At 31.6% G+C, this 25,533-nt stretch carries 20 protein-coding genes; 16 read left to right on the top strand and 4 right to left on the bottom strand.

The annotated features are described in order from the left end of the window. Nucleotides 1–94 precede the first annotated feature (94 nt). Nucleotides 95–3,595 carry a TraB/GumN family protein gene (locus tag D3P13_RS00410; protein WP_232829106.1) on the top strand — a complete coding sequence of 1,167 codons (3,501 nt, stop codon included), beginning with the start codon at nt 95–97 and terminating at the stop codon, nt 3,593–3,595. A gap of 90 nt (nt 3,596–3,685) precedes the next feature. Here D3P13_RS00410 and D3P13_RS00405 read toward each other — a convergent pair whose 3' ends face one another. Both D3P13_RS00405 and D3P13_RS00400 read right to left on the bottom strand, forming a co-directional pair. After that, the gene (locus D3P13_RS00405) at nt 3,686–4,186 is read right to left on the bottom strand and encodes a TrmH family RNA methyltransferase (RefSeq protein ID WP_117879322.1); all 501 of its coding nucleotides are present in this window, start codon (nt 4,184–4,186) and stop codon (nt 3,686–3,688) included. Next, nucleotides 4,187–5,083, bottom strand: a complete 897-nt coding sequence (locus D3P13_RS00400) for a helix-turn-helix transcriptional regulator (protein WP_117879321.1) — start codon at nt 5,081–5,083, stop codon at nt 4,187–4,189. Between the two features lie 190 nt (nt 5,084–5,273). On the opposite strand from D3P13_RS00400, the gene hemA reads away from it, so the two are divergent. The 10 genes from hemA (at nt 5,274) to hemF (ending at nt 15,076) form a co-directional block, all read left to right on the top strand. Beyond that, nucleotides 5,274–6,521, top strand: a complete 1,248-nt coding sequence (gene hemA, locus D3P13_RS00395; protein ID WP_117879320.1) for a glutamyl-tRNA reductase — start codon at nt 5,274–5,276, stop codon at nt 6,519–6,521. Nucleotides 6,522–6,523: 2 nt separating this feature from the next. Continuing rightward, nucleotides 6,524–8,107: a hydroxymethylbilane synthase gene (gene hemC, locus D3P13_RS00390; protein WP_117879319.1), complete on the top strand. Its 1,584-nt coding sequence runs from the start codon at nt 6,524–6,526 to the stop codon at nt 8,105–8,107. 77 nt (nt 8,108–8,184) lie between these two features. Then, nucleotides 8,185–9,147 (top strand): porphobilinogen synthase, encoded by a 963-nt coding sequence (gene hemB / locus D3P13_RS00385; RefSeq protein WP_117879318.1) that lies wholly within the window; start codon nt 8,185–8,187, stop codon nt 9,145–9,147. A gap of 3 nt (nt 9,148–9,150) precedes the next feature. Then, complete coding sequence (locus D3P13_RS00380) at nt 9,151–9,822, top strand: toxin-antitoxin system YwqK family antitoxin (RefSeq protein WP_117879317.1); 672 nt, start codon at nt 9,151–9,153, stop codon at nt 9,820–9,822. A gap of 99 nt (nt 9,823–9,921) precedes the next feature. Next, nucleotides 9,922–11,217 carry a glutamate-1-semialdehyde 2,1-aminomutase gene (gene hemL / locus D3P13_RS00375; protein WP_117879316.1) on the top strand — a complete coding sequence of 432 codons (1,296 nt, stop codon included), beginning with the start codon at nt 9,922–9,924 and terminating at the stop codon, nt 11,215–11,217. A 24-nt stretch (nt 11,218–11,241) separates the two neighbouring features. Then, nucleotides 11,242–12,273: a uroporphyrinogen decarboxylase gene (gene hemE / locus D3P13_RS00370; protein ID WP_117879315.1), complete on the top strand. Its 1,032-nt coding sequence runs from the start codon at nt 11,242–11,244 to the stop codon at nt 12,271–12,273. Further along, on the top strand, nt 12,266–12,763 hold the full coding sequence (locus D3P13_RS00365) for a DUF6973 domain-containing protein (protein WP_117879314.1): 498 nt from the start codon (nt 12,266–12,268) through the stop codon (nt 12,761–12,763). Before hemE ends, D3P13_RS00365 begins: the two co-directional genes overlap by 8 nt. 24 nt (nt 12,764–12,787) lie before the next feature. Beyond that, nucleotides 12,788–13,564, top strand: coding sequence for an EI24 domain-containing protein (locus tag D3P13_RS00360; RefSeq protein WP_117879313.1), 777 nt, complete (start codon nt 12,788–12,790; stop codon nt 13,562–13,564). Next, the gene (locus D3P13_RS00355) at nt 13,564–14,118 is read left to right on the top strand and encodes a GNAT family N-acetyltransferase (RefSeq protein ID WP_117879312.1); all 555 of its coding nucleotides are present in this window, start codon (nt 13,564–13,566) and stop codon (nt 14,116–14,118) included. Before D3P13_RS00360 ends, D3P13_RS00355 begins: the two co-directional genes overlap by 1 nt. Nucleotides 14,119–14,173: 55 nt before the next feature. After that, the gene (gene hemF, locus D3P13_RS00350) at nt 14,174–15,076 is read left to right on the top strand and encodes an oxygen-dependent coproporphyrinogen oxidase (RefSeq protein ID WP_117879311.1); all 903 of its coding nucleotides are present in this window, start codon (nt 14,174–14,176) and stop codon (nt 15,074–15,076) included. Here the strand turns inward: hemF and D3P13_RS00345 are convergent, their stop codons facing one another. Further along, nucleotides 15,077–17,713 carry a DEAD/DEAH box helicase family protein gene (locus D3P13_RS00345; RefSeq protein ID WP_117880216.1) on the bottom strand — a complete coding sequence of 879 codons (2,637 nt, stop codon included), beginning with the start codon at nt 17,711–17,713 and terminating at the stop codon, nt 15,077–15,079. A gap of 196 nt (nt 17,714–17,909) precedes the next feature. Here D3P13_RS00345 and D3P13_RS00340 point away from each other — a divergent pair, with 196 nt between their 5' ends. The 5 genes from D3P13_RS00340 to D3P13_RS00320 all read left to right on the top strand — a co-directional run bounded on the left by D3P13_RS00340 (nt 17,910) and on the right by D3P13_RS00320 (nt 24,455). Continuing rightward, nucleotides 17,910–18,326: a hypothetical protein gene (locus tag D3P13_RS00340; RefSeq protein WP_117879310.1), complete on the top strand. Its 417-nt coding sequence runs from the start codon at nt 17,910–17,912 to the stop codon at nt 18,324–18,326. 145 nt (nt 18,327–18,471) lie between these two features. Beyond that, nucleotides 18,472–19,812 (top strand): dihydrolipoamide acetyltransferase family protein, encoded by a 1,341-nt coding sequence (locus tag D3P13_RS00335; RefSeq protein WP_117879309.1) that lies wholly within the window; start codon nt 18,472–18,474, stop codon nt 19,810–19,812. A gap of 413 nt (nt 19,813–20,225) precedes the next feature. Further along, entirely contained in the window at nt 20,226–20,999 is a 774-nt protein-coding gene (locus D3P13_RS00330; RefSeq protein WP_117879308.1) for a 3'-5' exonuclease, read from the top strand. An 11-nt stretch (nt 21,000–21,010) separates the two neighbouring features. Next, entirely contained in the window at nt 21,011–21,499 is a 489-nt protein-coding gene (locus D3P13_RS00325) for an ABC transporter ATPase (RefSeq protein ID WP_117879307.1), read from the top strand. Between the two features lie 31 nt (nt 21,500–21,530). Beyond that, nucleotides 21,531–24,455, top strand: a complete 2,925-nt coding sequence (locus D3P13_RS00320) for a glycoside hydrolase family 3 N-terminal domain-containing protein (RefSeq protein WP_117879306.1) — start codon at nt 21,531–21,533, stop codon at nt 24,453–24,455. 37 nt (nt 24,456–24,492) lie between these two features. Here D3P13_RS00320 and D3P13_RS00315 read toward each other — a convergent pair whose 3' ends face one another. After that, nucleotides 24,493–25,533: a lysophospholipid acyltransferase family protein gene (locus D3P13_RS00315; RefSeq protein ID WP_157972787.1), complete on the bottom strand. Its 1,041-nt coding sequence runs from the start codon at nt 25,531–25,533 to the stop codon at nt 24,493–24,495.

The following is a 25,533-nucleotide window of genomic DNA, read 5'->3' as shown; positions in this document are numbered from 1 at the left end:
CTTTATTAGGATAAAGTCTACTTAAGTTGTTTTATTCTTGAAGCAATACTATTGCTACCACATTTATATTAAATTACTTTTTACTTTTACACACATGAAGAAATATATTCCTATAATTTTACTGTTTGTATGCTCAATGCTTTCTGCACAACAAAAATATCAGAGTTTACTTTGGAAAATATCAGGAAATAACCTTGAAAAGGATTCCTACCTATACGGTACTATGCATGTCAGTAGTAAAGTGGCTTTTCGCTTAGACGATATATTCTATAAGTCTTTAGAGAAAAGTGAAGTTGTTGCTTTAGAGTCAGACCCAACAGAATGGCTTGAGAATAGCTATGATATGATTAATGCTGGTATGAGTTATTATGGAGCAGGCAACTTTTATAATAAAGATTTTTATGGAGCTTTATTTGAATTGCCTTTTCCACAAAAGTTGGCCATTAGAAATGCGATACGTTTAGATAATACATTAGTGAATAGCTACCTGTATAGAAAGCAATCGGGTTCTGATAATTTTGAGGAAGAAACCTATTTAGATATGTTTATATATCAAGCTGGGAAGAAAAATCACAAACCTGTTGTTGGACTTGAAGATTTTAATGAGTCTAGGTATTTAGTTACCAAGGCAAGTTATAATTCTATGAAAAAGCAGCAAGATACTTGGTTGAAAAAGTTGTACAAAGAAAAACCGATGTATATGTTAACTGAGGATGCTTACAGAGATAGAAATTTAGATTTATTAGATTCTATTGGAGAGGCTACAAATACGGAGCATTTTAGAAAATATATGTTATACCAGCGTAATGAAAATATGGTTAATGTATTAGACTCTTTAATGCAGCATAAATCAGTTTTTTCAGGAGTTGGTGCTGCTCACTTACCTGGGGAAAACGGGGTTATCGAAATGTTGAGAAGAAGAGGTTATTCGGTAACGGCTTTAACATCTAAAAGAACGTCACTTGCCACTACAATGAAAAATAAATTGGAATCAACTATTGTTGAGCCAACATTAAAATTAGAAGCTACCCCTGACGAGTTTTTGAGTATTCAAAGTTTTGAAAAATTATTAGAGCTCAATTTTTTAAATCAAAAATATTATGTCGCTACAGATATGGCAAATGGAGGTTATTTGGCAATAACGAGAATGAATACATTTGATTATTTAAATGCTAATGGAAGTACAAAAATTAGCTTAGACGATATTGATCATTTACTATATGAAGATATTCCTGGAAAAATAATTAAAAAAGAAATACTAACGACACCTTATCCTGGTATTAGTATCTTAAACAAAACAAAGAAAGAAGACTATCAAAAATATCATATATATAAAACACCATTAGAAATAGTAATTATTAAATTAGGAGGTAAAGGTGACTATGCATTAAAACATGCAGATAAAATTTTCAACTCTATTTCCTTTAGACCTTTAGCTAGTAAATGGACAGAGTTTTCACCAAGTTTTGGTAAATATTCTGTTCAAATGCCGCAAAATTACAATTCAGAAAGTTTTAATGTTGCGGGTAAAAATTTGATTCAATCATATGACGATTCAGGATATTATTTTTTACAAGAAGTACCGGTGCACGATGTGAACTATATTGAAGAAGATAAGTTTGAAGCAGCATACATTCACAATGCTTTTTATAAAAATTTAAAATTGACTAAGCAATTTGGAAAAGAGGTTTCAGGTAAATATGCAGCTTATCAGTCTAATGCTATTTTAGATTCAGCCACGCATCAACAAATCGCATTAAAAAGTATTGTAAAAGATGAGTCTTACTATTTATTAGGTTATGTTGGTAAAGATTCTCTTGTTGCAAATACGTATTTCAATTCGTTTAAATTGAAAGATATTATTTATAAAGATGACTTTAAACAAGTACAAGATACCGCATTATATTTTACGGTAAAAACAAATACTAAACCACCATTTCCAATGAACCGCTATGGTGGAGGTGTAAAGCAAAAGCCTTATGCTGCACATATTAATACCACACAATACAGTTCTAAGACCAATGAAAATATTGTAGTTACCAGAACTAAATATCACGATTTGCAGATGTTTGAAAACATAGATAGTCTTTGGAGTCAAGCAGAGATGGCGTATTCATATAAGTTTAAGTTAATAAATAAAAAGAAGCAAAAGGAAAATGGGCTTTATACCTATACTTTTTTAGCGAAAGATAGTTTAAGTGCGAAACGAATACGGGTCAAAAAAATTCTAAAATTAGGAGTACTGTATGAGTTAAAAACAATGGAAGATAGTTTAAGTGCTTCTTCCAAATTTGTTGATACATTTTATAAAACATTTACGCCATTAGATACGCTCTTAGGGAGAGATGTGTTTGAAGATAAGGTTGTTGATTATTTTACGGCCTTAAAAAGTAATGACAGCCTCGCAGATAATGCTCATTATATGCTCAATTTTAGAGAAAAGGATGTTGATACTATGATTTCTATTTTAAATACACATGAGTTTTCTAAAGATAAAAAATATGCTAAAGGATATATTATTAGAGAATTGTCAAAGTTAAAGAGCAATAAAATAGCACCTTTTTTAAATCAATTATATATAAAGTCCTATAGTGAGCCTGAAACCCAAATTGATATTATAAAAGCATTAGTTGCTAAAAAGAATAGTGAATCTTATAAAACGATATTAAATTTATTAGAGATTGATTTTCCTGTGGAAAATTATTCTATGAATACAATTTTTGATAACCCAATGCGTAATGATTCTTTGAAATTAAAGAAGAAGTTGTTTCCTGAATTATTAAAATACTCTTCTATTCAAGAGTATAAAAAACCCATTTACAGTTTATTGTCAAGGTTAAAAGATAGTAGTTTTATTAAGCCAAAAGTTTATAAGAAATATAAAGAACAGTTGCTTAATGATGCTAAAATTGAGTTAAAGCGAAGTCTTACAGATGTGCAATCTTATGGTAATTCTTCTTCAGTGGAATCGTTGTTGGGGTATTATGTTAATTTATTAGATCCTTTTAGAGAGGAAAAGAATGTAGCACAGTTTTATACGAAACTTTTAGAAAGTAGTGATATTGATGCTTTGTGTAATTATTATGTGTTATTAAAATCAAAAGGGTTAACAATACCTCAAAAATTGAAAGATAAGACTATTGGAAAAACGGAAAATATATATACATTAATTGATAAATTAGAAAATCATAAGTTGCTTCCTGAAGTCTTAAAAACGGATAAATTTCAACAAGAATATGCTCAATCTAGATTATTTGCTAATGCTTATTACGATAAGGAAAAAGATGAAATATCATTCTTTAAAAAAGAAAAATTAACAGTAGGGAAGAAAAATTTTGAGGTCTATTTCTTTAAAATGAAAAATGTAAATGACTATGGAAATGTAGATTGGTTGTATTACATTGCTTTTGAAAAGGATGGAAATCAAATAAATATTGAACCTTATTATTTAACTGCTAATAGGGGCTTAATGTTAAATGATACTAAAACAGATAATGAATTAGTTGACGAAGCCTTAAACTTAATGAAGTATAAAAATAGAAAACGTTTAAATTCAAATCAAAATACTGATGTTTCACTTGGGGGGCATTATTAATGTTTAGGAGACCGTATTTTGTTAAATCGTATACAGTTCTGAAAATGTTGAACCCAAAATCTTAGTTGAAAAATTTAACTCAAAATAGCGTTAATTTAACTGATTTGTAATTTCATATAATGCTATGGACAAACTGTGAATTACATTCATTGATGAGTTTTTACCAAACATAGGTATTGCGATACTTTTATCGAGTAAGTTAATATTGGTTATACCCTTTCGTTCACTACCAACAACTAGAGCAATTTTAGAGTGTTCTTTAAAGTTGAAATCTTGTATTTTAGTACTGCTGTCTGTAATTTCTAAACCAACTATTAAATTACCATCTTTTTTAAGACCTAATATTAAATCGTTAAAGTCGGAATATCTAGCATGTTCTATTTGATCTATTGTGCTTCTCGATGTTTTTTGAATTTTTCTATTTTGTAAATTGGCAGAGTTTTCATGAAGGTATATCTTCTCAATACCAAAAGATTCTGCAATTCTAAAACACATTCCAATATTTTCAGGCGTTCGTATGGCATCACAAACTATTGTTATGGGGAATTTTCGTTGGTTGTTTACTGTCTCGTTATGTGAAAGCTGCTTCATTTAACTTTGTAATGCTAAAACATATTTTTTAGGTGTAGTTCCATATTTCTTTTTAAATGCTGCAATAAAATGGCTAGAAGTGCTGTAGCCAACTTTTAAGCCGACCTCATTTACGTTGAATTTATTGGTCTCTAAAAGTTTACGTGCCACTTCCATTTTGTAATCAAATAAAAAGCTATACACAGTATCACCATAAATTTGTTTGAATCCTGTTTTTAATTTTTTTAAATTTAACTCCACATCATTGGCTAAATCTTGTAAGCTTGGCGGCTCTGTCATGTTTGCAATTATAATGTCTTTAGCTTTTCTAATTTTAAGTACATTTTGCTCATCAACTAAGAATGGGCATTGCTCAATGTCAGCTTCCCCCCCGTGATTAAAATACAAACTTAATAATTCATAAATCTTTCCTTTCAAATAGAGTTTTTCTAAAGAGCTATTGATATTGAAATTAATCATTTGATTTAGAACAACAGATAAAGCAGGGGAAGTTACCTTAGTGTCATAATACTTTTTATCTCTATTGTCATTTGTTAAAAAGTGAATAAAATTGGCTTCTTGCGAAAATAGTGAATGGAATTTTTTAATTGAAATAAAGAGTGAGATTACCCAGGACTTAGAGGGTAAATCTAAATTTAAAGGCAAATCTGTTTGAGGATTGTATAGTAACAATGAATTATCATCAGCGATATCAAAACTATAATTTCCATTGTTAAATAAGAACTTTGAAGATCCTTTTAAACAGAAATGAAATTGAATGTAACTACTGTCAATATCATGTGTAATAGTTTGAATATCATCACTTTCATTTAATGATTTAAGCAGCTGAATACCGGCTTCAACTTCATTTTTTAAAAAGGGACTTTCTGCGTTATTTTTTAAATCAAATTTAGGCATTTATTAAAATTTTATTATTTAGAATTATTCTAAATTGGATGCATTAAAATAGCATTAGTAGCAACAAATATAGGGTTTATAATCAATTTTAAGCTTTTAGTGGTCCAAAAAACGTGAAGCGATATAAATAATCCTTTCAGCGTTGTTTTTATTCATATACTAATTATATTTTTGCTCCGATTGAATAAATATGCAACGTTATAACATTTCTAAACATCATACTTTTTACTGTATTGGCTTAAGCTATGAAAAGGCGAATGCTGAAGTTCGTGGTCGTTTTAGCTTAACGGAATCTGCTAGGGTAGATTTGTTAAACGAAGCAGCGGCTGAAGGTATAGAAGAATTAATAGTAATCTCTACATGTAACAGAACTGAGATATACGGTTTTGCTGCACACCCTTTTCAGCTCATTAAATTACTTTGTAAACACTCTAATGGAACCATTGAAGAGTTTGAAAAAGTAGCCTCTATTTATAAAAACAATGATGCTATTGATCATATTTTCAGAGTTGGAACTGGTCTAGATAGTCAGATATTAGGTGATTTTGAAATCATTGGTCAATTAAAGAAAAGTGCTTCGCAATCTAAAAAATTAAATTTATTAAAGACTTTTTTAGATCGTTTAATAAATAATGTAATCACAGCAAGTAAACGTGTAAAAACCGAGACAGAAATTTGTTCTGGTGCCACATCGGTTTCATTTGCATCCGTTCAATATATACTTAATAATGTTCAGCAAATTTCAGATAAAAATATTCTGTTATTTGGTACAGGTAAAATAGGTAGAAATACTTGCGATAATTTAGTAAAGCATACCCATAACAAACATATTACTTTGGTTAATAGAACCAAAGATAAAGCATTAGAAGTAGCCGGTAAATTTGACGTTACTGTGGCTGATTTTGCCAATTTAGAGTCAGAAATTAAAAAAGCGGATGTTTTAATTGTGGCTACTGGTGCACCAACACCTACAGTGTCAAAAGCCATATTGTCTAATGATAAACCATTATTGGTTCTAGATTTATCTATACCCAAAAACGTATCAAATGACATACAAGACCTAGAAAATGTAAGTTTAGTACATTTAGATGATCTCTCTAAAATCACCGATGATACACTTAAAAATAGAACAGCACAAATTCCACTTGCAGAAGGAATTATAGATGAAATTAAAAAAGAGTTTAAGGCTTGGTTAGAAACACGTAAATTTGCTCCAACTATAAAAGCTTTAAAATTGCGATTGGAAGAAATTAAATTGGAAGAAATTGATTTTCAAAGAAAAAAAATAACTGATTTTAATGAGCAACAAGCTCAATTATTATCAGATAGGATTGTTCAGAAAATTACGAAACAATTTGCAAATCATTTAAAAGATAATGATTCTGATTCCGATGAAAGTATCGCATTAATTTCAAAGGTTTTTCAGCTGAAAAATTAACAATGGACAAAATAATTAGAATAGGCACTCGTGATAGTGAATTAGCGATGTGGCAAGCAAAAACCGTACAACAGCAATTAGAATATTTAGGTTATAAGACCAAATTGATTTCTTTAAAAGCTACGGGTGATTTAGTTTTAAATAAACCCATTTACGAAATGGGGATTACAGGCGTATTTACTCGAAACCTAGATATTGCAATGCTCAATGATGAAATTGATATTGCAGTACACTCTCTCAAAGATGTGCCTACTGTACTACCAGAAGGTATTGTGCAAGCTGCTGTGTTAAAAAGAGGCCCATCTGAGGATGTGTTGATTTTTAAAGATAATGAGGAATTTATGGCTCAAAAAGATGCCATTATTGCAACAGGTAGTTTGCGACGTAAAGCACAATGGTTACAACGATATCCTTCTCATAAGGTCGTTGGTTTAAGAGGTAATGTAAATACACGGTTACAAAAAATAAAAGATAATGAAGATTGGAATGGAGGTATTTTTGCTGCTGCGGGTTTACAACGAATAGGTATTAAACCTGAAAATTTAGTAACACTAAGTTGGATGATTCCTGCCCCTGCCCAGGGAGTAATTATGATATCTGCTCTTGAAAAAGATGAGTTTGTTAGAGAGGCTTGTGGCAAGTTAAATCATGAAGAAACTGAAATATGTACTTCTGTAGAACGTAAGTTTTTAAACCTGTTAGAAGGTGGGTGTTCAGCACCGATAGGAGCCTTATGTTACATAAATGATGAAGAAATTACGCTAAAAGGAATTATTTTAAGTGAAGATGGTACGAGTAAGAAAGAAATAAATAAAACGGTAAAACTTAGAAAGCATATCTATTTGGCTCAAGATGCTGCAGAGTTTATTATCGATAGAGGTGGTAAAAAGTTGATGTCCAATTTTGATAAATTCGAAAAGAAATTTAACATCTGTTCAACTAAAAAGTTAACGGTTAGTCAGTCGAAATTGGTGCATGAAGATATTAAGGTGGAGGATAGCGATTTTATAAAAGTAAGATTTAGCAGAATACCACGACCAGTATTGAAGAACGAATTGGAAAATGTAATAATTACCAGTAAAAATACAGTGGAGTCACTTGAAACTAATTTTTCTTTACCCGAATTGCAGTTTAAAAACATTTATTGCGTAGGTCGTAGAACCAAAGCGTTGGTTGAGAAAAAAATTGGCCCTGTTAAATTAACCGCTAAAAATGCAAAGAAATTAGCTCCACTTGTTTTAAAAGATATAAAAAATAAAGAAGTAACTTATTTTACCAGTAGCTTGCGTTTAGACGAATTACCAAGCTTTTTGGAAGAAAATGATGTTGTTGTAAATGAAGTTGAAGCTTATAAAACAATGTTAAGCCCTCTAAAAGTAGAGGAGAATACTGATGGGATTTTATTTTATAGCCCGTCAACTGTGCAAAGTTATATGAAAGGAAATAAAGCGATTGGTATTGCTTTTTGCATCGGGGAAACCACTGCCTTAGAAGCAAAAAAATATTTTGACGAAGTAAAAGTAGCTTCTGTACCCACTGTTGAAAGTGTAATAGAGCTAGCCAATTTACACTTCGCAAAAAACTAGCATACACTATTAGGTAGTCTCTTGATCACCAAGGTTTTTAGTGTTTGCAAGCCTTGTTTAATGTTAATACACAAGTAATGTTTAGAACCCGAAGACTTAGAAAATCAGAAAATATTCGCAGATTGGTTAGAGAAACAAAACTGTCTGTTGATGATTTAATCTATCCGCTTTTTATTGAAGAAGGTGAGAATATTGAAAAAGAAATTGTTTCAATGCCAGGCATAAAACGTTTTTCACTCGATAGAATTTCAAAAGAATTGGATGAGGTTGTTTCTTTAAATATTCCAGCAGTTTTGTTATTTGGAATTCCATCAGAAAAGGATGATGAAGGTACGGAAACTTGGAGTGATCAGGGTATTATTCAAAAAGCTGTACGTTTTATAAAAATGAATTATCCAAAATTATATGTAATTACGGATGTTTGTTTTTGCGAATATACCTCGCACGGACATTGTGGAATTTTACATGATAATGATGTTGATAATGATGCTACTTTGGTCAATATTGCCAAGCAATCTATTTCTCATGCTAAGGCTGGTGCTGATATGATTGCACCGTCTGGAATGATGGATGGTACGATTGCAATGGTGAGAGAAGCTCTTGATAATTCAGGGTTTTCAAACTTACCCATTATGGCCTATTCAGTAAAATATGCTTCGGCTTTTTATGGTCCTTTTAGAGATGCTGCAGATTCTGCACCAAGTTTTGGAGATCGTAAAACCTATCAAATGGATGCAGCTAATAGAGATGAAGCTATGCGTAAAGCTACGTTTGATGATGAAGAAGGAGCAGATATTCTGATGGTAAAACCAGCACTATCTTATTTAGATATTATACGAGATTTAAAGAATAATTTTGATAGACCCATTGCTTGTTATAATGTCAGTGGCGAATATGCTATGATTAAAGCAGCAGGACAAAAAGGGTGGATTGATGAAGAACGCGTAATGATGGAAAGCTTGTTGTCCATGAAAAGGGCAGGAGCAGATATTATTATTACCTATTTTGCCAAAGATGTAGCCAAAGTTTTAAACAAATAATTAATGAATATTAGAGTTGTAATCATTTTACTTTTTGTTTTTTCTGGTTTATATGCTCAAGAGTCCGATGAAACAGAAGTTTCACATCCAGTATATGGTAAAGCTTTTGTAAAAAAAATATATAATGATAATGCAAAGCTTCTTAATAAATTAATTTATACCAGAGATACAACGTATACTAAAGGTAATTTTGAAATAGGAGAGTGGATTCATTATTATGAAAATGGGAAAATTAAAGCAAAAGGGACTTATGTTAATTTGATAAATAGGGATTTTTTTGGTAGACGTATGACCTATAAAACGGGAGAGTGGTTGTTTTATACTGATGATGGGAAATTAACAGAAGTTACAAATTACAAAAATGATAAACGCCATGGAAAATACATATATTATCATTCAAATGGTAATGTAGCTGGCAAAGGTGAGTTTAATGAAGACAAGCTTGTAGGAAAAGCAATGAAATTTTTTGAAAATGGACAACTACATAGGGTTATTAATTATAAAGATGGAATGGCATTCAATGTAACCGAGTTTTATGATAAAAATGGTAAAACAATAAATTTTGGTACTTTAAAAGATGGTAATGGCACTATAAAAATATATGACTTAGAATCAGGAATGTTTCTTGAAACAATGGTTATTAAGGATGGTTATAATGTAAGTGATGAAGAGTAATAGTTTCATTTTCTCAAAAGGAATGAAATACCTTAAATGATTTAGGGATAAATAATAAAATAAATTATTCAATTTAAATTGAATATAATTTAAAAACGAATGAACTTTAAGAATTCAGAAAAATTATATAAAAAAGGATTAAAACATTTGGTAGGTGCCGTAAACTCACCTGTTAGAGCTTTTGCTTCTGTGGGGGGAAATCCATTATTTATAAAAAAAGCAAAAGGCACACAAATTACTGATGTTGATGGTAATAATTATGTAGACTATGTATTGTCTTATGGCCCAATGATTTTAGGTCATAGACATAAAAAAGTAGAAAAGGCAATTAAAAAAGCATTAAAAAACGGATATACTTTTGGAGCCTCCACAAAAAACGAAATTAAGCTTGCTAAAATAGTTTGTGATGCTTTTCCTGGTATGGATAAAGTTCGTTTTGTAAATTCAGGTACGGAAGCGGTACTAAGTGCATTGCGTTTGGCAAGAGCATACACGGGCAATGATAAAATTATCAAATTTTCTGGTTGCTATCATGGGCATTCAGATGCTTTATTGGTTGCTGCAGGCTCCGGTTTGGCAACATTAAGTTTACCAGGGAGTAAAGGTGTACCTGAAGGAGCAGTTAAGAACACACTAATTGCAAATTATAATGATTTAGAAAGTGTAAAAGCACATTTTGAAAAACATGATGATATTGCTGGTGTCATAATAGAACCTATTGCTGGTAATATGGGAGTGGTACTTCCTCAAGCTAATTTCTTAAAGGAATTAAAAACTTATTTAGAAACCAAAAATGCCTTATTAATTGTAGATGAAGTGATGACTGGTTTTCGCTCAAAATTTGGTGGAGCACAAGAATTACTTGGTGTAGAAGCTGATATTACCTGTTTAGGTAAAGTTATTGGTGGTGGTTTTCCTGTAGGTGCTTATGGAGCAAGAAATGAAATTATGGAAATGGTCTCCCCTTTAGGAGAAATGTATCAAGCAGGAACGTTAAGTGGAAATCCAATTGCAATGGCAGCGGGTATAGCAACACTAACAGAGTTAAAAAAACAAAATCCCTATCAAAAATTTGATGAGGTTGCAGCTAGGTTAGAACAGGTGTTAAAAGATAAAGCAAACAAGCATGGTGTTGACATTGTCGTAAATCGTTTTGGTTCGATGATTAATCCTTTTTTTACGAAAGGCGTTGTTACGAACTTTGAAGAAGCACAACAGTCGGATACTAAAAAGTTTGCTATATTTTTCTGGGCATTGGTTAAAAATGGCATATTTTTACCTCCCTCACAATTTGAAGCGTGGTTTTTATCATCTGCTTTAAGCGAGAAAGACCTAGAGAAAACAGAAAAAGCAATTGATTTAGCCATGGAAGCACTGGTAAATAATAGTAATTAGACCTAATAGACAACATTTAAAATAATGATAAAAAACGACTTGTTTTTAAGAGCCTTAAAAGGAGAAACTGTTGACCGTCCACCCGTTTGGATGATGCGTCAAGCAGGGAGATATTTACCAGAATTTATTGCCATTCGTGAAAAATACGACTTCTTTACACGTTGCCGTACACCTGAATTAGCAAGTGAAATTACAGTGCAGCCTATTAGACGTTATGGAATGGATGCTGCTATTTTATTTTCAGATATTTTGGTAATTCCACAAGCCATGAATATTGAGGTAGAAATGAGACCCAATTTTGGGCCTTATTTACCGAACCCGGTAAGAGATCAAAAAGGCGTAGATGAGGTAATTGTACCTGATGTAAATGTGGAGTTAGATTACGTAATGCAGGCCATAAAAGCAACAAAAGAGTTGTTGAATAATGATATTCCATTAATTGGTTTTGCAGGTTCTCCATGGACAATCTTGTGTTATGTAGTGCAAGGTCAAGGAAGTAAAAACTTTGATAAAGCCAAAGCATTTTGTTTTACACAACCATTAGCCGCACATCAATTATTACAAAAAATTACAGATACAACCATTGCTTACCTAAAGGCAAAAGTGAAGGCAGGTGTCGATGTGGTTCAGATTTTTGATTCGTGGGGAGGAATGTTATCTCCTGTAGATTATCAAGAATTTTCTTGGCAATATATCAATCAAATCATTGAGGCCTTAAAAGATGATGCTCCAGTTATAGCATTTGGTAAAGGCTGTTGGTTTGCTTTAGGCGAAATGGCGAAATCAAATGTAAGTGCCATAGGTGTTGATTGGACCATTACTCCACAAAATGCCCGTTACTTATCTGGAGGAAAAGTTACACTTCAAGGTAATTTTGATCCGTCAAGATTATTGTCACCACCTGCAACCATAAAAAAAATGGTACATCAAATGATAAATGATTTTGGTAAAGATAAATATATTGTAAATTTAGGGCACGGAATTTTACCCAATATTCCGCTAGATAATGCAAAAGCATTTATTGATGCGGTTAAAGAATATCAATTTAATGGATAAGTTAGAGTTTATCAAATTAGTAAATAAAGGAAATGCATGGTCATTTATTCTTTTATTTATTAGGCATCCCTTAAGTTTTGGCCCCGCATTATTAGCAACGTATCAAACCGTAAAAATTTCTGATGAATTGTATGGTAAATTACATCATAAAAATAATGTGACCAATGCTTTTAGACATGCACTTTGGAATATTTTAATTGCAAAAAAATGCTCTAGATGGAGAGGTAATACTAGAAGAGCTATTCGTTTTGCTCAACAGGTGACTGATTGGCACGAAGAATTTTCACCCAATGAACCCTTAGAGAAAGAAATGGATTCTCACAATAATCACGTAGGTAGAAAAATATTTATTCAGAATGATGAGAGAAATACACAGCAATTTATTGATGTTTTAATTGAAAAAGTAGCTGAAGCAAAAATGATTTATTCTGTAGAAGATATTAAAAAATACAGTAATGATTTGGTGTATATAGAAAAGCTAGAGGATTGATTTTGACAAGTAATTATGCTGTAAATGATAAAGAATATTTTTAATAGCATTCAGGCGTATACCCAATCTTTCGGTTTAATTTCTAAATTAAAACTTTGGAAATATTTCTTCATCCCTATAATAATAAGCATTTTTACAGCATTGATTATCGGGTTTTTAGCCTATAGTTTATCAGATAACATTGGTTACTATATAGCCAAAATATGGAGATGGGAGTGGGGCAAGCAAACTTTTACTACGATAAGTAGTTTTATAGGAGGGTTGTCAATTGCCGTTCTTGGATTGATTTTGTATAAACACATTATCATGGCATTATCTGCACCATTTATGAGTCCCGTTTCAGAGAAAATTGAAGCTCATCTTTTAGGGGTGCCATTATCAGAAATTCATCACCATAGAGAAACAACTTTTAGTAACCAGTTATGGAGAGGTGTTAGAATAAATGTTAGAAATCTAGGTAAAGAACTGGTATTTACTATTCCTATTTTACTATTGAGTTTTATTCCGGTTATCAATATTTTTACTGCAGTATTGCTATTTTTAATTCAGGCTTATTATGCTGGTTTTGGAAATATGGATTATACATTAGAGCGTCATTTTAAGTATAAAGAAAGTCTTATTTTTGTGAAGCAAAACAAAGGCTTGGCTCTAGGTAATGGTATTGTATTTATGTTGTTTTTGATGATTCCTGTTATAGGAGTTGTTTTGGTGTTACCTTTTTCGGTTACAGCCGCTTCTATAGGAACTGTAGCTCGAATAAATGAAAATAATTTTATTTTAAATAATAAAACTCCGTTTTAATGATTGCACAATTTGATGGTTTTGAAGTTAGCAAGATTCATAGTGGAGATGCATGGAAAATTTGCGATTTAGTAGTATCCAATTCAGAACGTTTAAAACGTTACTTTCCAAGTACATTAGCTCAGAACTTGAATCCGACACTATCTCAATTGTATGTTGAAAAAAAGGTGAAGGAATTTGAGCATAAACAAGAATTTATTTTTACCCTAAAGAATTCAGGAAGTCGTGAACTAGTTGGTATAGTAGGGATTAAAGAATTAGATTGGGAGAAGAAACAAGGAGAGTTTGCGTATTGTATAGGTTATGCTAATGAAGGTCAGGGATTAACATCAAAAGCGGTTAAAGTATTATTAAATTATGCATTTACAACCTTAGGATTAGAAACCATGCAGATTATTTCACATAAAGACAATTTAGCAAGTGTTAAAGTGGCTGAAAAATGTGAATTTAACTGGGTTAGAACACTTGAAAATGAATTTACTCCTGTGGGTGAACAGCCTTTAGATATGGAGTTATATGAAGCCTATATTGGGCATTTTGTAAAAAATAAATAATATCAACGAATAGAAATAGCAATAAGTTGATATAAGTTTGTTTAGAATAAAGGATATGAAAGATAAGTTTTACAATTACATACAGAAGTTGCAAGATACCATAACTTCTAAGCTTGAAGAAGTAGATGGAAAGGCTATGTTCAAAGAAGACCTATGGAGTAGACCAGAAGGTGGTGGTGGTAGAACAAGAGTCATAGAAAGTGGTAACGTTTTTGAAAAAGGAGGGGTTAATATTTCAGCTGTCCATGGCGAATTACCCAAAACAATGCAACAGCATTTTGGGGTAGAAGAAGCTAATTTTTTTGCATGTGGATTAAGTCTAGTATTGCATCCTAATAACCCTTTTGTGCCAACGGTACATGCTAACTGGCGTTATTTTGAAATGTATAATAAAGACGGTGAAATTGTCGATTCTTGGTTTGGTGGTGGGCAAGATTTAACTCCATACTATTTATTTGAAGAAGATGCCACACATTTTCATCAAGTATGTAAAACAGCATGTGATACCCATAACGCTGATTTCTATCCGAAATATAAAAAACGTTGTGATGAGTATTTTTACAATACACATCGTAATGAGGCTAGGGGTATTGGAGGTTTATTTTTCGATTATTGTAAAAAAACGGAGGAAATGTCCATGCAAAACTGGTATAATTTTGTAACTGAGGTTGGAGATAGTTTTTTAGAAGCTTACGTGCCTATAGTAGAAAGACGAAAAGAATTACCGTTTACAAAGGCACAACGAAATTGGCAAGAAATTCGACGTGGTCGTTATGTTGAGTTCAATTTAGTGCATGATAAAGGTACGCTGTTCGGACTAAAAACGAATGGACGTATAGAGAGTATTTTAATGAGTTTGCCACCTCATGTGCAATGGGTGTATAATCATATTCCTGAAAAAGATAGTGATGAAGCCAAAGTACTCAGCGTATTGCAACATCCTAAAGAGTGGGTTTAATTACTTCCAGATTACTGATTTTTTAGTCACCTCTTTTATAGCACCACTGATATGAAATAATCTTGCTTTAACAAGCATTTTTCGACCTTCTAAATGTCTTGTGTAAAAGACGTTAGACTTACCCATTTGATCACTCCAATGTTTTAAGAAAATTTCACAACGTTCCTTTTTGTCGCCAAAAAGCTTTGGTACTGGAAAGTAATTTTGAATATCTAATTTCTTACGATACCATACATCTTTAACAATTACATAACGTGGGTTTTCAATAGGTTGTAACATTTCGTTCAAGGCATTGATAAACAAAGAGCTTTCTATCTGGTTTGCACCTTGTATTGAGCAAGTAACATCTCCTTGTTGTAATAAATCTGTAATTATTTTAATATTTGATTTGTCTGTGGTAAAATGTTGTAATTCATATAAGGTGTCAATAATAGCATTTGCCATTTTTTCTATGTCCTTATGTATCAAGCCATATTGTAAGTACAACTTTATAGCCTTATAAGTTTTTTGTCCAAAATTGAGTCCTAAAAAGGCGAGAATAGTATACATAAAATAGAGTATGCCTTTACTCATAAGTAAATGTAAATTTTTTAATAAAAACTCAGGCAAGAAAAAGGAGAGTGTAATAGTAAGTTCTACAAAGGTGTATTTTACGGCATCGTTAAAATAGATTTTCTTTTGTTTTGGAAAAGGCTTTTTACCTCGAAAATATCGCTTAATTTCTCTGCCTAATTTATTCCCTTTAAAAATGGCAGCTTTCCATTTTTTAGAAATATCTTCACGTTTACTTGCAATTTCTAAGGTATTGTTGTTTATGGAATCAACATTTTCTAGCGTAATGTCTTTAGGTAGAGCCAAACGCTCAAAACCATTTGAAATATAGTTTTCTTCTGTATTTGAGATCCCTAAAAAAGCATCAAACCTTCGTTTTAGTATTTCTAAATCTCTACCTCCATCTTTAATGGTTGGATCTATACACGCTAAATGCCAAATATTACCTGTTTTTGAAGGGTTTCCAATTTGCGATCGAATTGCTCGCCCCCGCATTTGATTTGAGGTTACGAACGAACCTACAAAAGAAGCCAATACTAAGGTGTTAATTGCTGGAGCATCCCAACCTTCTCCAAGTAATGACTTTGTGCCTACAAGTATTTTTATTTTTCCCTTTTCAAATAAATTGGTAATAGCTGCTACCAAATGATTCTTTGAACTTGTTTTTCCAGAAATGATTACATATTCTGCATCGCACTCCAGCGGCTTTATTGTATAATCATCTTCGTTTTCATACAAATAAAATTCTGCTAATAAATTCGCATGAATAACCACTAAACTTCCTGATAAAACAGCAAGTATATTTTTGTTGTCAATAGCGATTCTTAAGTTTTGAAAAATAGGAACAACACCGAGTTTATTTATATTTTTAATAACATCTTCAGATGTATTTAAGAACTCATTTCGTATGTAATCTGTAAGTATTACACTTTGTAAATTATCACCAAGATGTTGGTATTCGTGATCAATAATCTTTACAATACTTTTTAATTTACTTGGGCTGCTAAATAGAGATTTGTAAATGCGGTTGTTACCTATAAAATTTACTTTATTATTGTCAAGGATATTTAATTTTTTAAGTTTTTTTTCAATAGTTAAAAGATAAGCTTCGTAATCAAGTAGGTTTAATCGATCATCTAAAATGTTTTGTAATAATAATTCAACCCAATCATTTGTAAGAGGAGGAATTTCAACATCTGTTTCTTTTTCAAAACCTAATATTTGAATTTTTTCGAAGGGGATAATTTCTCTAGTAGATTTTAGGAAAATAATAATTGCTGAAAAGAATTCGGGGTTGCTATACAATTCATCAATACAGCTAGATGGCTCTTTATAAAAGCGATGGTTTTGTAAAAACACTTTAAAAGTGTCGTCTTTCTTTAATTCATCGATAAATGCAGCAATTTCCTTTCGGAAATTAACTATGTAATTAATCTCTATATCACTAGGCTTAGATAGATAGACATAGTCTTGATGGGGGCATAAATTTTGCTCTTTCACTAAATCAGGAGTTGCAATTTCGTCATCTATTTCACCGCACAGTTGGAAGTATTTAGTAATTTCTGATCGATCACTATCGTAAGGTGGAGTTGCTGTAAGTGCCACAATAGTATATAATGAGCTCTGCTTTAAATCATAAAGACATTTCCACCATGCGTTTTTTAAATGATGAGCCTCGTCTAATACAATAGTTTCAATACCATTGGTTTTAAAATAGGTAAAATAATCTTCTTTATTTTCAAAGGTTTTATAAAAACTATGTAATGATTGATAGGTGGAGAATGTGATTTCAGAGAGTGATTTAATATTGAATGAGACCGCTTTGAATTTTTTATCTTTTGTAAAAAAGTGTTGCAATCTATCTTCCCATTGATTTCTTATCGTTAATGTAGGTGTAAGTACTAAGGTCTTTTTGCCAATTCTTTTTACGATTTCTAATCCCAGTACTGTTTTGCCAGATCCGGGTGGAGCAATAACATGAAAATGGTCATCGGAAATATGAGTAGAAAAATTAGTTAAAAAATTTTCTTGATAATTTCTCCATGGAAATATGAAACGTAAATCTTTAAAAAGATTGGTTTGCAAGGGGTTAGTTTTAAAAGTTTTCAAATCTATCACAATAATTGAAAAGCGAATGCGTTTTATTGACTTAATTTGGCAGTAATAAAGCAATTTTTGTATTATAAATCTTGAAAAAAGTAAATACCCCTTAATTCAGGTGTTTCTAAAATTAGAATTGTATTTAGATTTGTCTCAACTAATAAACAAAAACCATTAAATTATGAAAAGAGTATTTTTAAGCTTAACAATGATTGCAGCATTAGTATTAACATCTTGTAAAGAGACACCAAAATCTGATGCTACAGAAGAAACTAAAACAGAAGAAACTGCAACAACTGATGAAAAAGTAGAAGAAACTGCTACTGTTGAATCAACTGATGGAGTACCTAGTTTTAGCGATTCAGATGTACAAGCTTATGTTGACAGTTATGAGTCTTATATAGCAGACTATAAAAAAGCTGTAGAGAGTAAAGACATGACTGCTTTTGCTGACTTAGGTAAAAAAGGTCAAGATTTAGCTACTAAAGCTCAAGAGGTATCTGGTAAAATTACTGGTGCTGATGCTGAGAAGCTTACTGCTTATATGACTAAGAAAGGAACAGAACTTCAAGAACTTACAAAAAAGATGATGCAATAATTAGCATTTAAACATATTTATGGACCGTCTTGGCAATTGCTGAGACGGTCTTTTTTTTATGTGATGATTTAGTATTAAGTTTCGAATTAGTAACTTTGCCTCTTATTTTTTATACCTTTGCAGGACTCTAAAATTTGTTTACTAGATGGCTAAATTTGAACTTAAATTGCCTAAAATGGGCGAAAGTGTTGCTGAAGCAACAATTACATCATGGTTAAAGGAAGTAGGTGATACTATTGAGCTAGATGAAGCAATTGTTGAGATTGCAACAGATAAAGTAGATTCTGAAGTGCCAAGTGAAGTTGAAGGTGTTTTAATTGAAAGGTTATATGATGTTGATGCTGTTGTAAAAGTAGGAGAAACACTTGCAATTATTGAAATTTCAGGAAATGGAGCAACAGAAGATGTTGCTGTGACAACAACAGCACCTGAAGTGAGGACTAAAGAACCTCAGGAAGTTAAAGCTATTGAAAATTCTATTGCCGAAGTAACAGCAGTAAAAGAAGCTGTTGTTGTGATTGGAGATTCTCCAAGCGGTAAATTCTATTCACCTTTGGTGAAAACAATAGCTAAAAAAGAAAATATTTCAATGACGGAATTAGAATCCATTGTTGGAACCGGTAAAGATAATCGAGTTACTAAAGATGATATTCTTGCCTATATAGAAAATAGAGGAAATACTCCTATAAATGGTGGTGAAACAAAAACGGGTACATTTACTACACCAGTTCAATCTCAAAAACCAGCAACACCTGCCGCTCCAGTTTCTGTTAACGGACAAGATGAAATTATAGAAATGTCCAGAATGGGTAAATTGGTTGCTCAGCACATGGTAAATTCTGTGCAGACTTCAGCACATGTACAGTCATTCATTGAAGTTGATGTTACTAAAATTGTAAACTGGCGTAACAAGGTAAAAGATAGTTTTCAAAAAAGAGAAGGTGAAAAAATAACCTTTACACCTATTTTTATGGAAGCCATTGCCAAAACCATAAAGGATTTTCCGATGATTAATATTTCGGTTGATGGTGATCGCGTAATTAAAAAGAAAAATATTAATTTAGGTATGGCTGCTGCCTTGGCAGATGGCAACTTGATTGTGCCTGTAATTAAAAATGCCGACCAGTTGAATTTAATGGGCATGACCAAAGCGGTAAATGATTTAGCTTTACGGGCTAGAACGGGTAAGTTAAAGCCAGACGATACACAAGGAGGTACCTATACGGTTACTAACGTAGGTAGTTTTGGTAGTGTTATGGGTACGCCTATTATCAATCAGCCGCAAGTGGCAATATTAGCTTTGGGTGCTATACGTAAGGTACCTGCCGTTATTGAAACTCCAGAAGGTGATTTTATTGGTATTCGCCATAAAATGTTCCTTTCACATTCTTATGACCATAGGGTTGTGAATGGAGCGTTAGGTGGAATGTTTATACAACGAGTTGCTGAGTATTTAGAAGGTTTTGATACGAATAGGGAGTTCTAAAAAAGGATATATAAAATATATAAATGCTGAGTTTTATGCTCAGCATTTTTTTTGGTTAAATAATACTTTCATTTCATCAAATAATTAAAAGGAGTAGCTTATTACATTCAATTCTCCTTTTTTGTCTCTAGTATTGAGTGAGAACTAAATAAAGTTTTATTTTCTAGTGCCATAGGCGAGTGTTTCACTTATTCTTGTGATGCATCAGGAATGACTTGTTCTTATGAAAAAACTAATGTCGATACAAATCGTAATAATTCCGTAGTCTCTAGTCAGGATACTCTAATTAACATTTTTGATAAAATTATTCCTCAAATCAAAATGTTAAATAATATGATTTCTTGTTACAAATTGTATCTTTGGTAATTCATAAAATTTACAAACCCAACGCCAAAATATTTTTAATAACAATTATGGAATTAAAACTTAAAAAACCTATTGTATTTTTTGATCTTGAAACAACAGGAATCAATATAGCTAAAGACCGTATTGTTGAAATTTCAATATTAAAAGTGTATCCAAATGGTAATAAAGAAAGTAAAACATGGTTGGTAAACCCTGAAATGGAAATTCCTGCTGAGGTGGTTGCTATTCATGGTATTACCAATGAAAAAGTAGTGACAGAGCCTACTTTTGCAGAATTATCTAAAGAAATTAATCAATTGATTGATGGGTGTGATTTGGCTGGTTTTAACTCAAACCGATTCGATATTCCGTTATTAGCTGAAGAATTTTTGCGTGTCGGTATAGATTTTGATATGAATAATAGAGTAGGGATTGATGTACAAGTTATTTATCATAAAAAAGAACAACGTACCTTAAGTGCTGCCTATAGCTATTATTGTGATAAAGACTTGGAAAATGCTCATTCGGCGGAGGCAGATACTAATGCAACATATGAGATTTTAAAGGCACAATTAGACAAGTATGACGATTTAGAAAATGATGTAAAATTTTTACATGAATTTTCTACACATAATAAAAGAGCTGACTTCGCAGGTTTTATTATGTTTAATGATAAAGATGAAGAAATTTTCACCTTTGGTAAATATAAAGGTAAAAAAGTAGCAGAGGTGTTAGCAAAAGATAAGGGGTATTATTCTTGGATTCAAAATGCTGATTTTCCGCTCTACACAAAAAAAGTATTGACGGGTATTAAATTACGCAGTTTGAATAATAAATTATAATAAATAAAACCATGTTTATAGAATTTGATATGTTGGCAGACTCTTCCAGAGTTTGGGTTTATCAAGCAGATAGAACACTAAATCAATCAGAAGTTGATCAAATTTCAGAGTACTTGAGAAATTTTGTCAATAATTGGAAACGCCATGGTGATGATTTATCAGCCTCTTTTAAAATTGAATACAATCAATTTATCATTTTGGCTGTTGATGAAAACGTAAATGAAGTATCAGGCTGTTCAATAGACAGTTCAGTACATATCATTAAAGAAATTGAAAAGGCTTTCGATGTTGATTTGTTAAATAAAATGAAAGTTTCTTTTAAAGATGGCACTAATATTAATACTGTTGGCTTAAATGATTTTAAGAAATATGTTACCGAAAATAAAATAAATGCCAATACTATTGTTTTTAATAATATGATTAATTCTAAAGCAGATTTGGCATCTGCTTGGGAAGTTGAAGCAAGCAAAAGCTGGCATGCCAAATTTTTAGTCTCTTAAATAATTTGAATATAAAATATATTACGCTTTTATGAATACCAGAATTCTCCCTTTAATTTTTGTTTTTTTTATTACTTTTATGAATGCTCAAGAAGAAAGTCCTTTAGATAAAAAGGATACCTATGGGCAAAATATTTGGGTAGATAGTATTATGAAATCAATGACCATTGACGAAAAGATTGGTCAACTTTTTATGATACCAGCATATTCTAACCGAGATGCTCAACATGAAGCTGATGTTACTGAATTGATAAATAAATACCATATTGGTGGATTGGTATTTTTTCAGGGTACTCCTGAAAAAGAGGCGAAAATGACCAATAATTTTCAGAAAATATCGAAAATTCCTTTAATGCTAGGTTTTGATGGAGAATGGGGATTAGATATGCGACTCGATAATACCTATCGTTTTCCTTGGAATATGACTTTAGGGGCTATTCAAGATGAAAGTTTAATAGAAGAATTTGGTGAAATGTTAGGTAAACATCATAGCCGATTGGGTATTCATGTTAATTTTGCACCAGTAGTTGATGTAAATATAAATCCTGCTAATCCGATAATCGGTAACCGTTCTTTTGGTGAAGATCCTAGAAATGTAGCTTCAAAAGCTGTTGCCTTTACGAAAGGAATGCAAAGCCAGAATGTATTGGCTAATGCAAAGCATTTTCCTGGTCATGGAGATACAGATGCAGATTCACATTTGACATTACCTACAATACCATTTTCAAGACAAAGATTAGATTCTGTAGAATTATATCCTTACAGAGAATTGTTTAAAAACGGTTTGGCCAGTATTATGGTTGCACATTTAAGTGTACCAGAATATGAACCAAATACGGCATTACCTTCCTCTTTATCCAAAAATATTGTAACTGATTTGTTGAAAGAAAAAATGGGATTTAAAGGCTTAATTTTTACGGATGCCTTAAATATGAAAGGTGCTGCAAATTTCTCTAGTCCGGCTGAAATTAACCTAGAGGTTATAAAAGCAGGTAACGATATTTTATTGATGCCTTTAGATATACCTGAATCAATTGCAAAATTAAAAAAAGCGGTTACTGATAGTGTGATAACAACTAAACGCTTGGACGAATCTGTTAAAAAGATTTTAAAAGCCAAATATTGGGCAGGTTTAAATAATTATAAACCGATTGAGTTGAAAAATTTAAATGAAGATTTAAATGGACAAGATGCTGAAGTTTTACATTATAAATTGGTAGAAAATGCAACTACATTATTAAAGAATGAACTGGACTTGTTTCCTGTAAAAGATTTGGCAGAAGCCAAAATAGCATACGTTAAGTTAGGCGATGCTGATAATACTACATTTATTAACAGATTAAATGATTATACACAAGTAGATGTAGTTTCTGGTAAAAATCTAAATGATGTTATCAAAAAATTAAAAGAGTATAACTTGGTAATTATTGGTTATCATAAGTCTAACGAAAGTCCTTGGAAAGGTTTTAAATTCAGTAATAAAGAATTGGTTTGGTTACAAGAAATTGCAAGAAATAACCGTGTTATTTTAGATGTTTTTGCAAGTGCATATAGTTTACTAGATATAAAGACGTTTACCAATATTGAGAGTGTTTTTGTTTCTTATCAAAATAGTATTATTTCTCAAGATATATCTGCACAGCAAATTTTTGGTGCGTTAAGTGCAAAAGGGCGTTTACCTGTTTCTATTCATAATGATTTTGCAGTGGGCTCTGGTATAAACTCAAGTAACTTATATAGATTATCATATGGTGTGCCTGAAAGTGTAGGTATGGATACTAAAAAATTGGAACGTATAGATTCTTTAGCCCAAGAAGTTGTTAAAGACAAGATGGCTCCGGGTATGCAGGTGTTGGTTGCAAGAAAAGGGAAGGTAGTCTACAGAAAAAGTTTTGGGTACCACACAGATAAGCAAGAAACCAGAGTTCAGAATACCCATTTATATGATTTGGCATCAATCACTAAAATTTTAGGAGGTTTGCCACTAATTATGAAAGCGGAAGAGGAGGGTAGGTTTAATTTAGAAACACCACTTGCTAAATTATTTCCAATTTTAAATAATACAGATAAAAAGGATATTAGTATAAAGGAAGCCTTGTCACATTATGGTCGTTTAAAATCTTGGATACCTTATTATCTAAAAACGATGGATAGTGCTACTAAAAAACCGTCTGATAAGTTTTATAGACATTCACGGTCAAATGATTTTTCTATTAAAGTTGCCAATAAACTGTATCTAAGATCAGATTATAAAGATAGTATGTATCAGGCAATTGCGGATGCTCCTTTATTGACAAGAAAACGTTATAAATATAGTGGGCTCGTTTTTTATCTATTTAATGATTATTTCACAAAAGAATACAATCAAACGATGGATATATTGGATGATAACTTTTTTTATAAACCTTTAGGTGCAACTACATTAACTTATAATCCATTAAATAAATTTTCTGAAAAAATAATAGTACCTACTGAACGTGACTTGTATTTTAGAAATCAGTTATTACGTGGTTATGTGCATGATCAAGGTGCAGCAATGTTTGGTGGTGTTAATGGTAATGCAGGTTTGTTTTCTAACTCTAATGATGTTGCCAAAATGATGCAAATGTATATGCAAGAAGGCTACTATGGAGGTAAGCGATATTTTAAGGCAGAAACACTGAGAATGTTTAACAAAAGATACTATTCAAAAAATAACGTACGTAGAGGTTTAGGTTTTGATAAACCTCAAATAAACCCAAAAGAGAAAGCTTCTTGTGGTTGTGTTTCTTCAAAAAGTTTTGGGCATAGTGGTTATACAGGTACCTATACTTGGGCAGATCCTGAAAGCGAGCTTGTATTTGTGTTTTTATCAAATAGAGTGTATCCAACTGCAAGTAATTCAGGTTTGGTAAAGCATAATATTAGAACCATAGCTCAACAAATTATACAAGATGCTATTGTGGATGGAGATTAGTTTTAATACTATTTGAAAAGTACCTTTTTTGCAATCTTTATTTTGTTTTAGCCAATAGTAAAACTAATAAAATACTTATTCCTAGATATAGTAAGGCAACTTCGTTACCAAAAAAATGATTAATCAATAAAGTTTGTAAACTATAAAATATTGGAAACGCTGTGATACCTATAGCGAACTTTGTACTACTTACAAATTCAGGTTCTAATATTTTAGGTTCGATGGCTTTGTAAATTAACATTGGGAAAAAACTGTTTAAAGTAACCAGACCTTTTAATCCTTTCCAAAAAACAGAGGGATTTTTATCATCTAAATTTTCTTTACTCCTTTGGTTTTTAAAATCGGAATAAAATATTTGATTATTAACAAGTTCGGGCTGTAAAAAATCGAGGTCACCTAATTTTTCTAATGTTTCAACATAATTTTCAATTTCAATATGTGTTGTCAATTCCTTCATTTTTTCACTAACAACATCTTTTAATTTTTGAGCAGAACCGTTAAAATCATTTTGGTCATAAAAATCATTAGCTAGCACGGGTTTTCCATAATATATAGAAACACTTTCTCCGAATTTGTCAGCATTGGTATAATTAAGTCCTACAGGAATAATAAATAATTGAACGTCAGGGTGCTTTTCAAAAACACCAAAGGCAATTCTTGTAAATCCTTTACTTAATGGTCTAACCCACCGTCTAATGTCATGTGTACCTTCTGGAAATATTAATAATGATCTTCGTTTATTAAAAAGATCAAAGCAATAGTTAAAAATAGCTTCGTTTTTGGCTAATGCTTGTTTACCATCTCTTAACCGATAAATAGGTAGCATATTTACAGTAGATAAAATCCACTTAACAAGACCAATTTTAAATGCACTGGCTCTAGTTAAAAAATGAATATCTCTTGGTGAAGTGGTTGCTATGAGTAGGGGGTCTATCAATGCGTTTTTGTGATTGGAAACCATTAAGACAGCTCCTTTTCTGGGGATATTACTTTTGCCTTTTACTACTATTTTTTTGTAGTAAAAGAAAAGCCCTGTACTTATAGAAACCTTAACTAATTGATACCAAATTCGTTTCAA

The sequence above is a fragment of the Aureibaculum luteum genome (assembly GCF_003449015.1).
In the GTDB taxonomy this organism is placed as follows: Bacteria; Bacteroidota; Bacteroidia; order Flavobacteriales; family Flavobacteriaceae; genus Aureibaculum; species Aureibaculum luteum.
Note: the sequence above shows the minus strand (reverse complement) of the source record. Positions and strands in the feature narration are given on the sequence as shown.

Excerpts from the sequence above, each read along its gene's own strand:
- D3P13_RS00360 (WP_117879313.1), top strand. The coding sequence starts at position 12,788 with ATGATAAAGAATATTTTTAATAGCATTCAGGCGTATACCCAATCTTTC.
- D3P13_RS00365 (WP_117879314.1), top strand. The coding sequence starts at position 12,266 with ATGGATAAGTTAGAGTTTATCAAATTAGTAAATAAAGGAAATGCATGG.
- D3P13_RS00380 (WP_117879317.1), top strand. The coding sequence starts at position 9,151 with ATGAATATTAGAGTTGTAATCATTTTACTTTTTGTTTTTTCTGGTTTA.
- D3P13_RS00340 (WP_117879310.1), top strand. The coding sequence starts at position 17,910 with ATGAAAAGAGTATTTTTAAGCTTAACAATGATTGCAGCATTAGTATTA.
- D3P13_RS00355 (WP_117879312.1), top strand. The coding sequence starts at position 13,564 with ATGATTGCACAATTTGATGGTTTTGAAGTTAGCAAGATTCATAGTGGA.
- D3P13_RS00325 (WP_117879307.1), top strand. The coding sequence starts at position 21,011 with ATGTTTATAGAATTTGATATGTTGGCAGACTCTTCCAGAGTTTGGGTT.
- hemE (WP_117879315.1), top strand. The coding sequence starts at position 11,242 with ATGATAAAAAACGACTTGTTTTTAAGAGCCTTAAAAGGAGAAACTGTT.
- hemF (WP_117879311.1), top strand. The coding sequence starts at position 14,174 with ATGAAAGATAAGTTTTACAATTACATACAGAAGTTGCAAGATACCATA.
- hemC (WP_117879319.1), top strand. The coding sequence starts at position 6,524 with ATGGACAAAATAATTAGAATAGGCACTCGTGATAGTGAATTAGCGATG.
- hemL (WP_117879316.1), top strand. The coding sequence starts at position 9,922 with ATGAACTTTAAGAATTCAGAAAAATTATATAAAAAAGGATTAAAACAT.
- D3P13_RS00405 (WP_117879322.1), bottom strand. The coding sequence starts at position 4,186 with ATGAAGCAGCTTTCACATAACGAGACAGTAAACAACCAACGAAAATTC.
- D3P13_RS00330 (WP_117879308.1), top strand. The coding sequence starts at position 20,226 with ATGGAATTAAAACTTAAAAAACCTATTGTATTTTTTGATCTTGAAACA.
- hemB (WP_117879318.1), top strand. The coding sequence starts at position 8,185 with ATGTTTAGAACCCGAAGACTTAGAAAATCAGAAAATATTCGCAGATTG.
- hemA (WP_117879320.1), top strand. The coding sequence starts at position 5,274 with ATGCAACGTTATAACATTTCTAAACATCATACTTTTTACTGTATTGGC.
- D3P13_RS00335 (WP_117879309.1), top strand. The coding sequence starts at position 18,472 with ATGGCTAAATTTGAACTTAAATTGCCTAAAATGGGCGAAAGTGTTGCT.
- D3P13_RS00400 (WP_117879321.1), bottom strand. The coding sequence starts at position 5,083 with ATGCCTAAATTTGATTTAAAAAATAACGCAGAAAGTCCCTTTTTAAAA.
- D3P13_RS00410 (WP_232829106.1), top strand. The coding sequence starts at position 95 with ATGAAGAAATATATTCCTATAATTTTACTGTTTGTATGCTCAATGCTT.
- D3P13_RS00320 (WP_117879306.1), top strand. The coding sequence starts at position 21,531 with ATGAATACCAGAATTCTCCCTTTAATTTTTGTTTTTTTTATTACTTTT.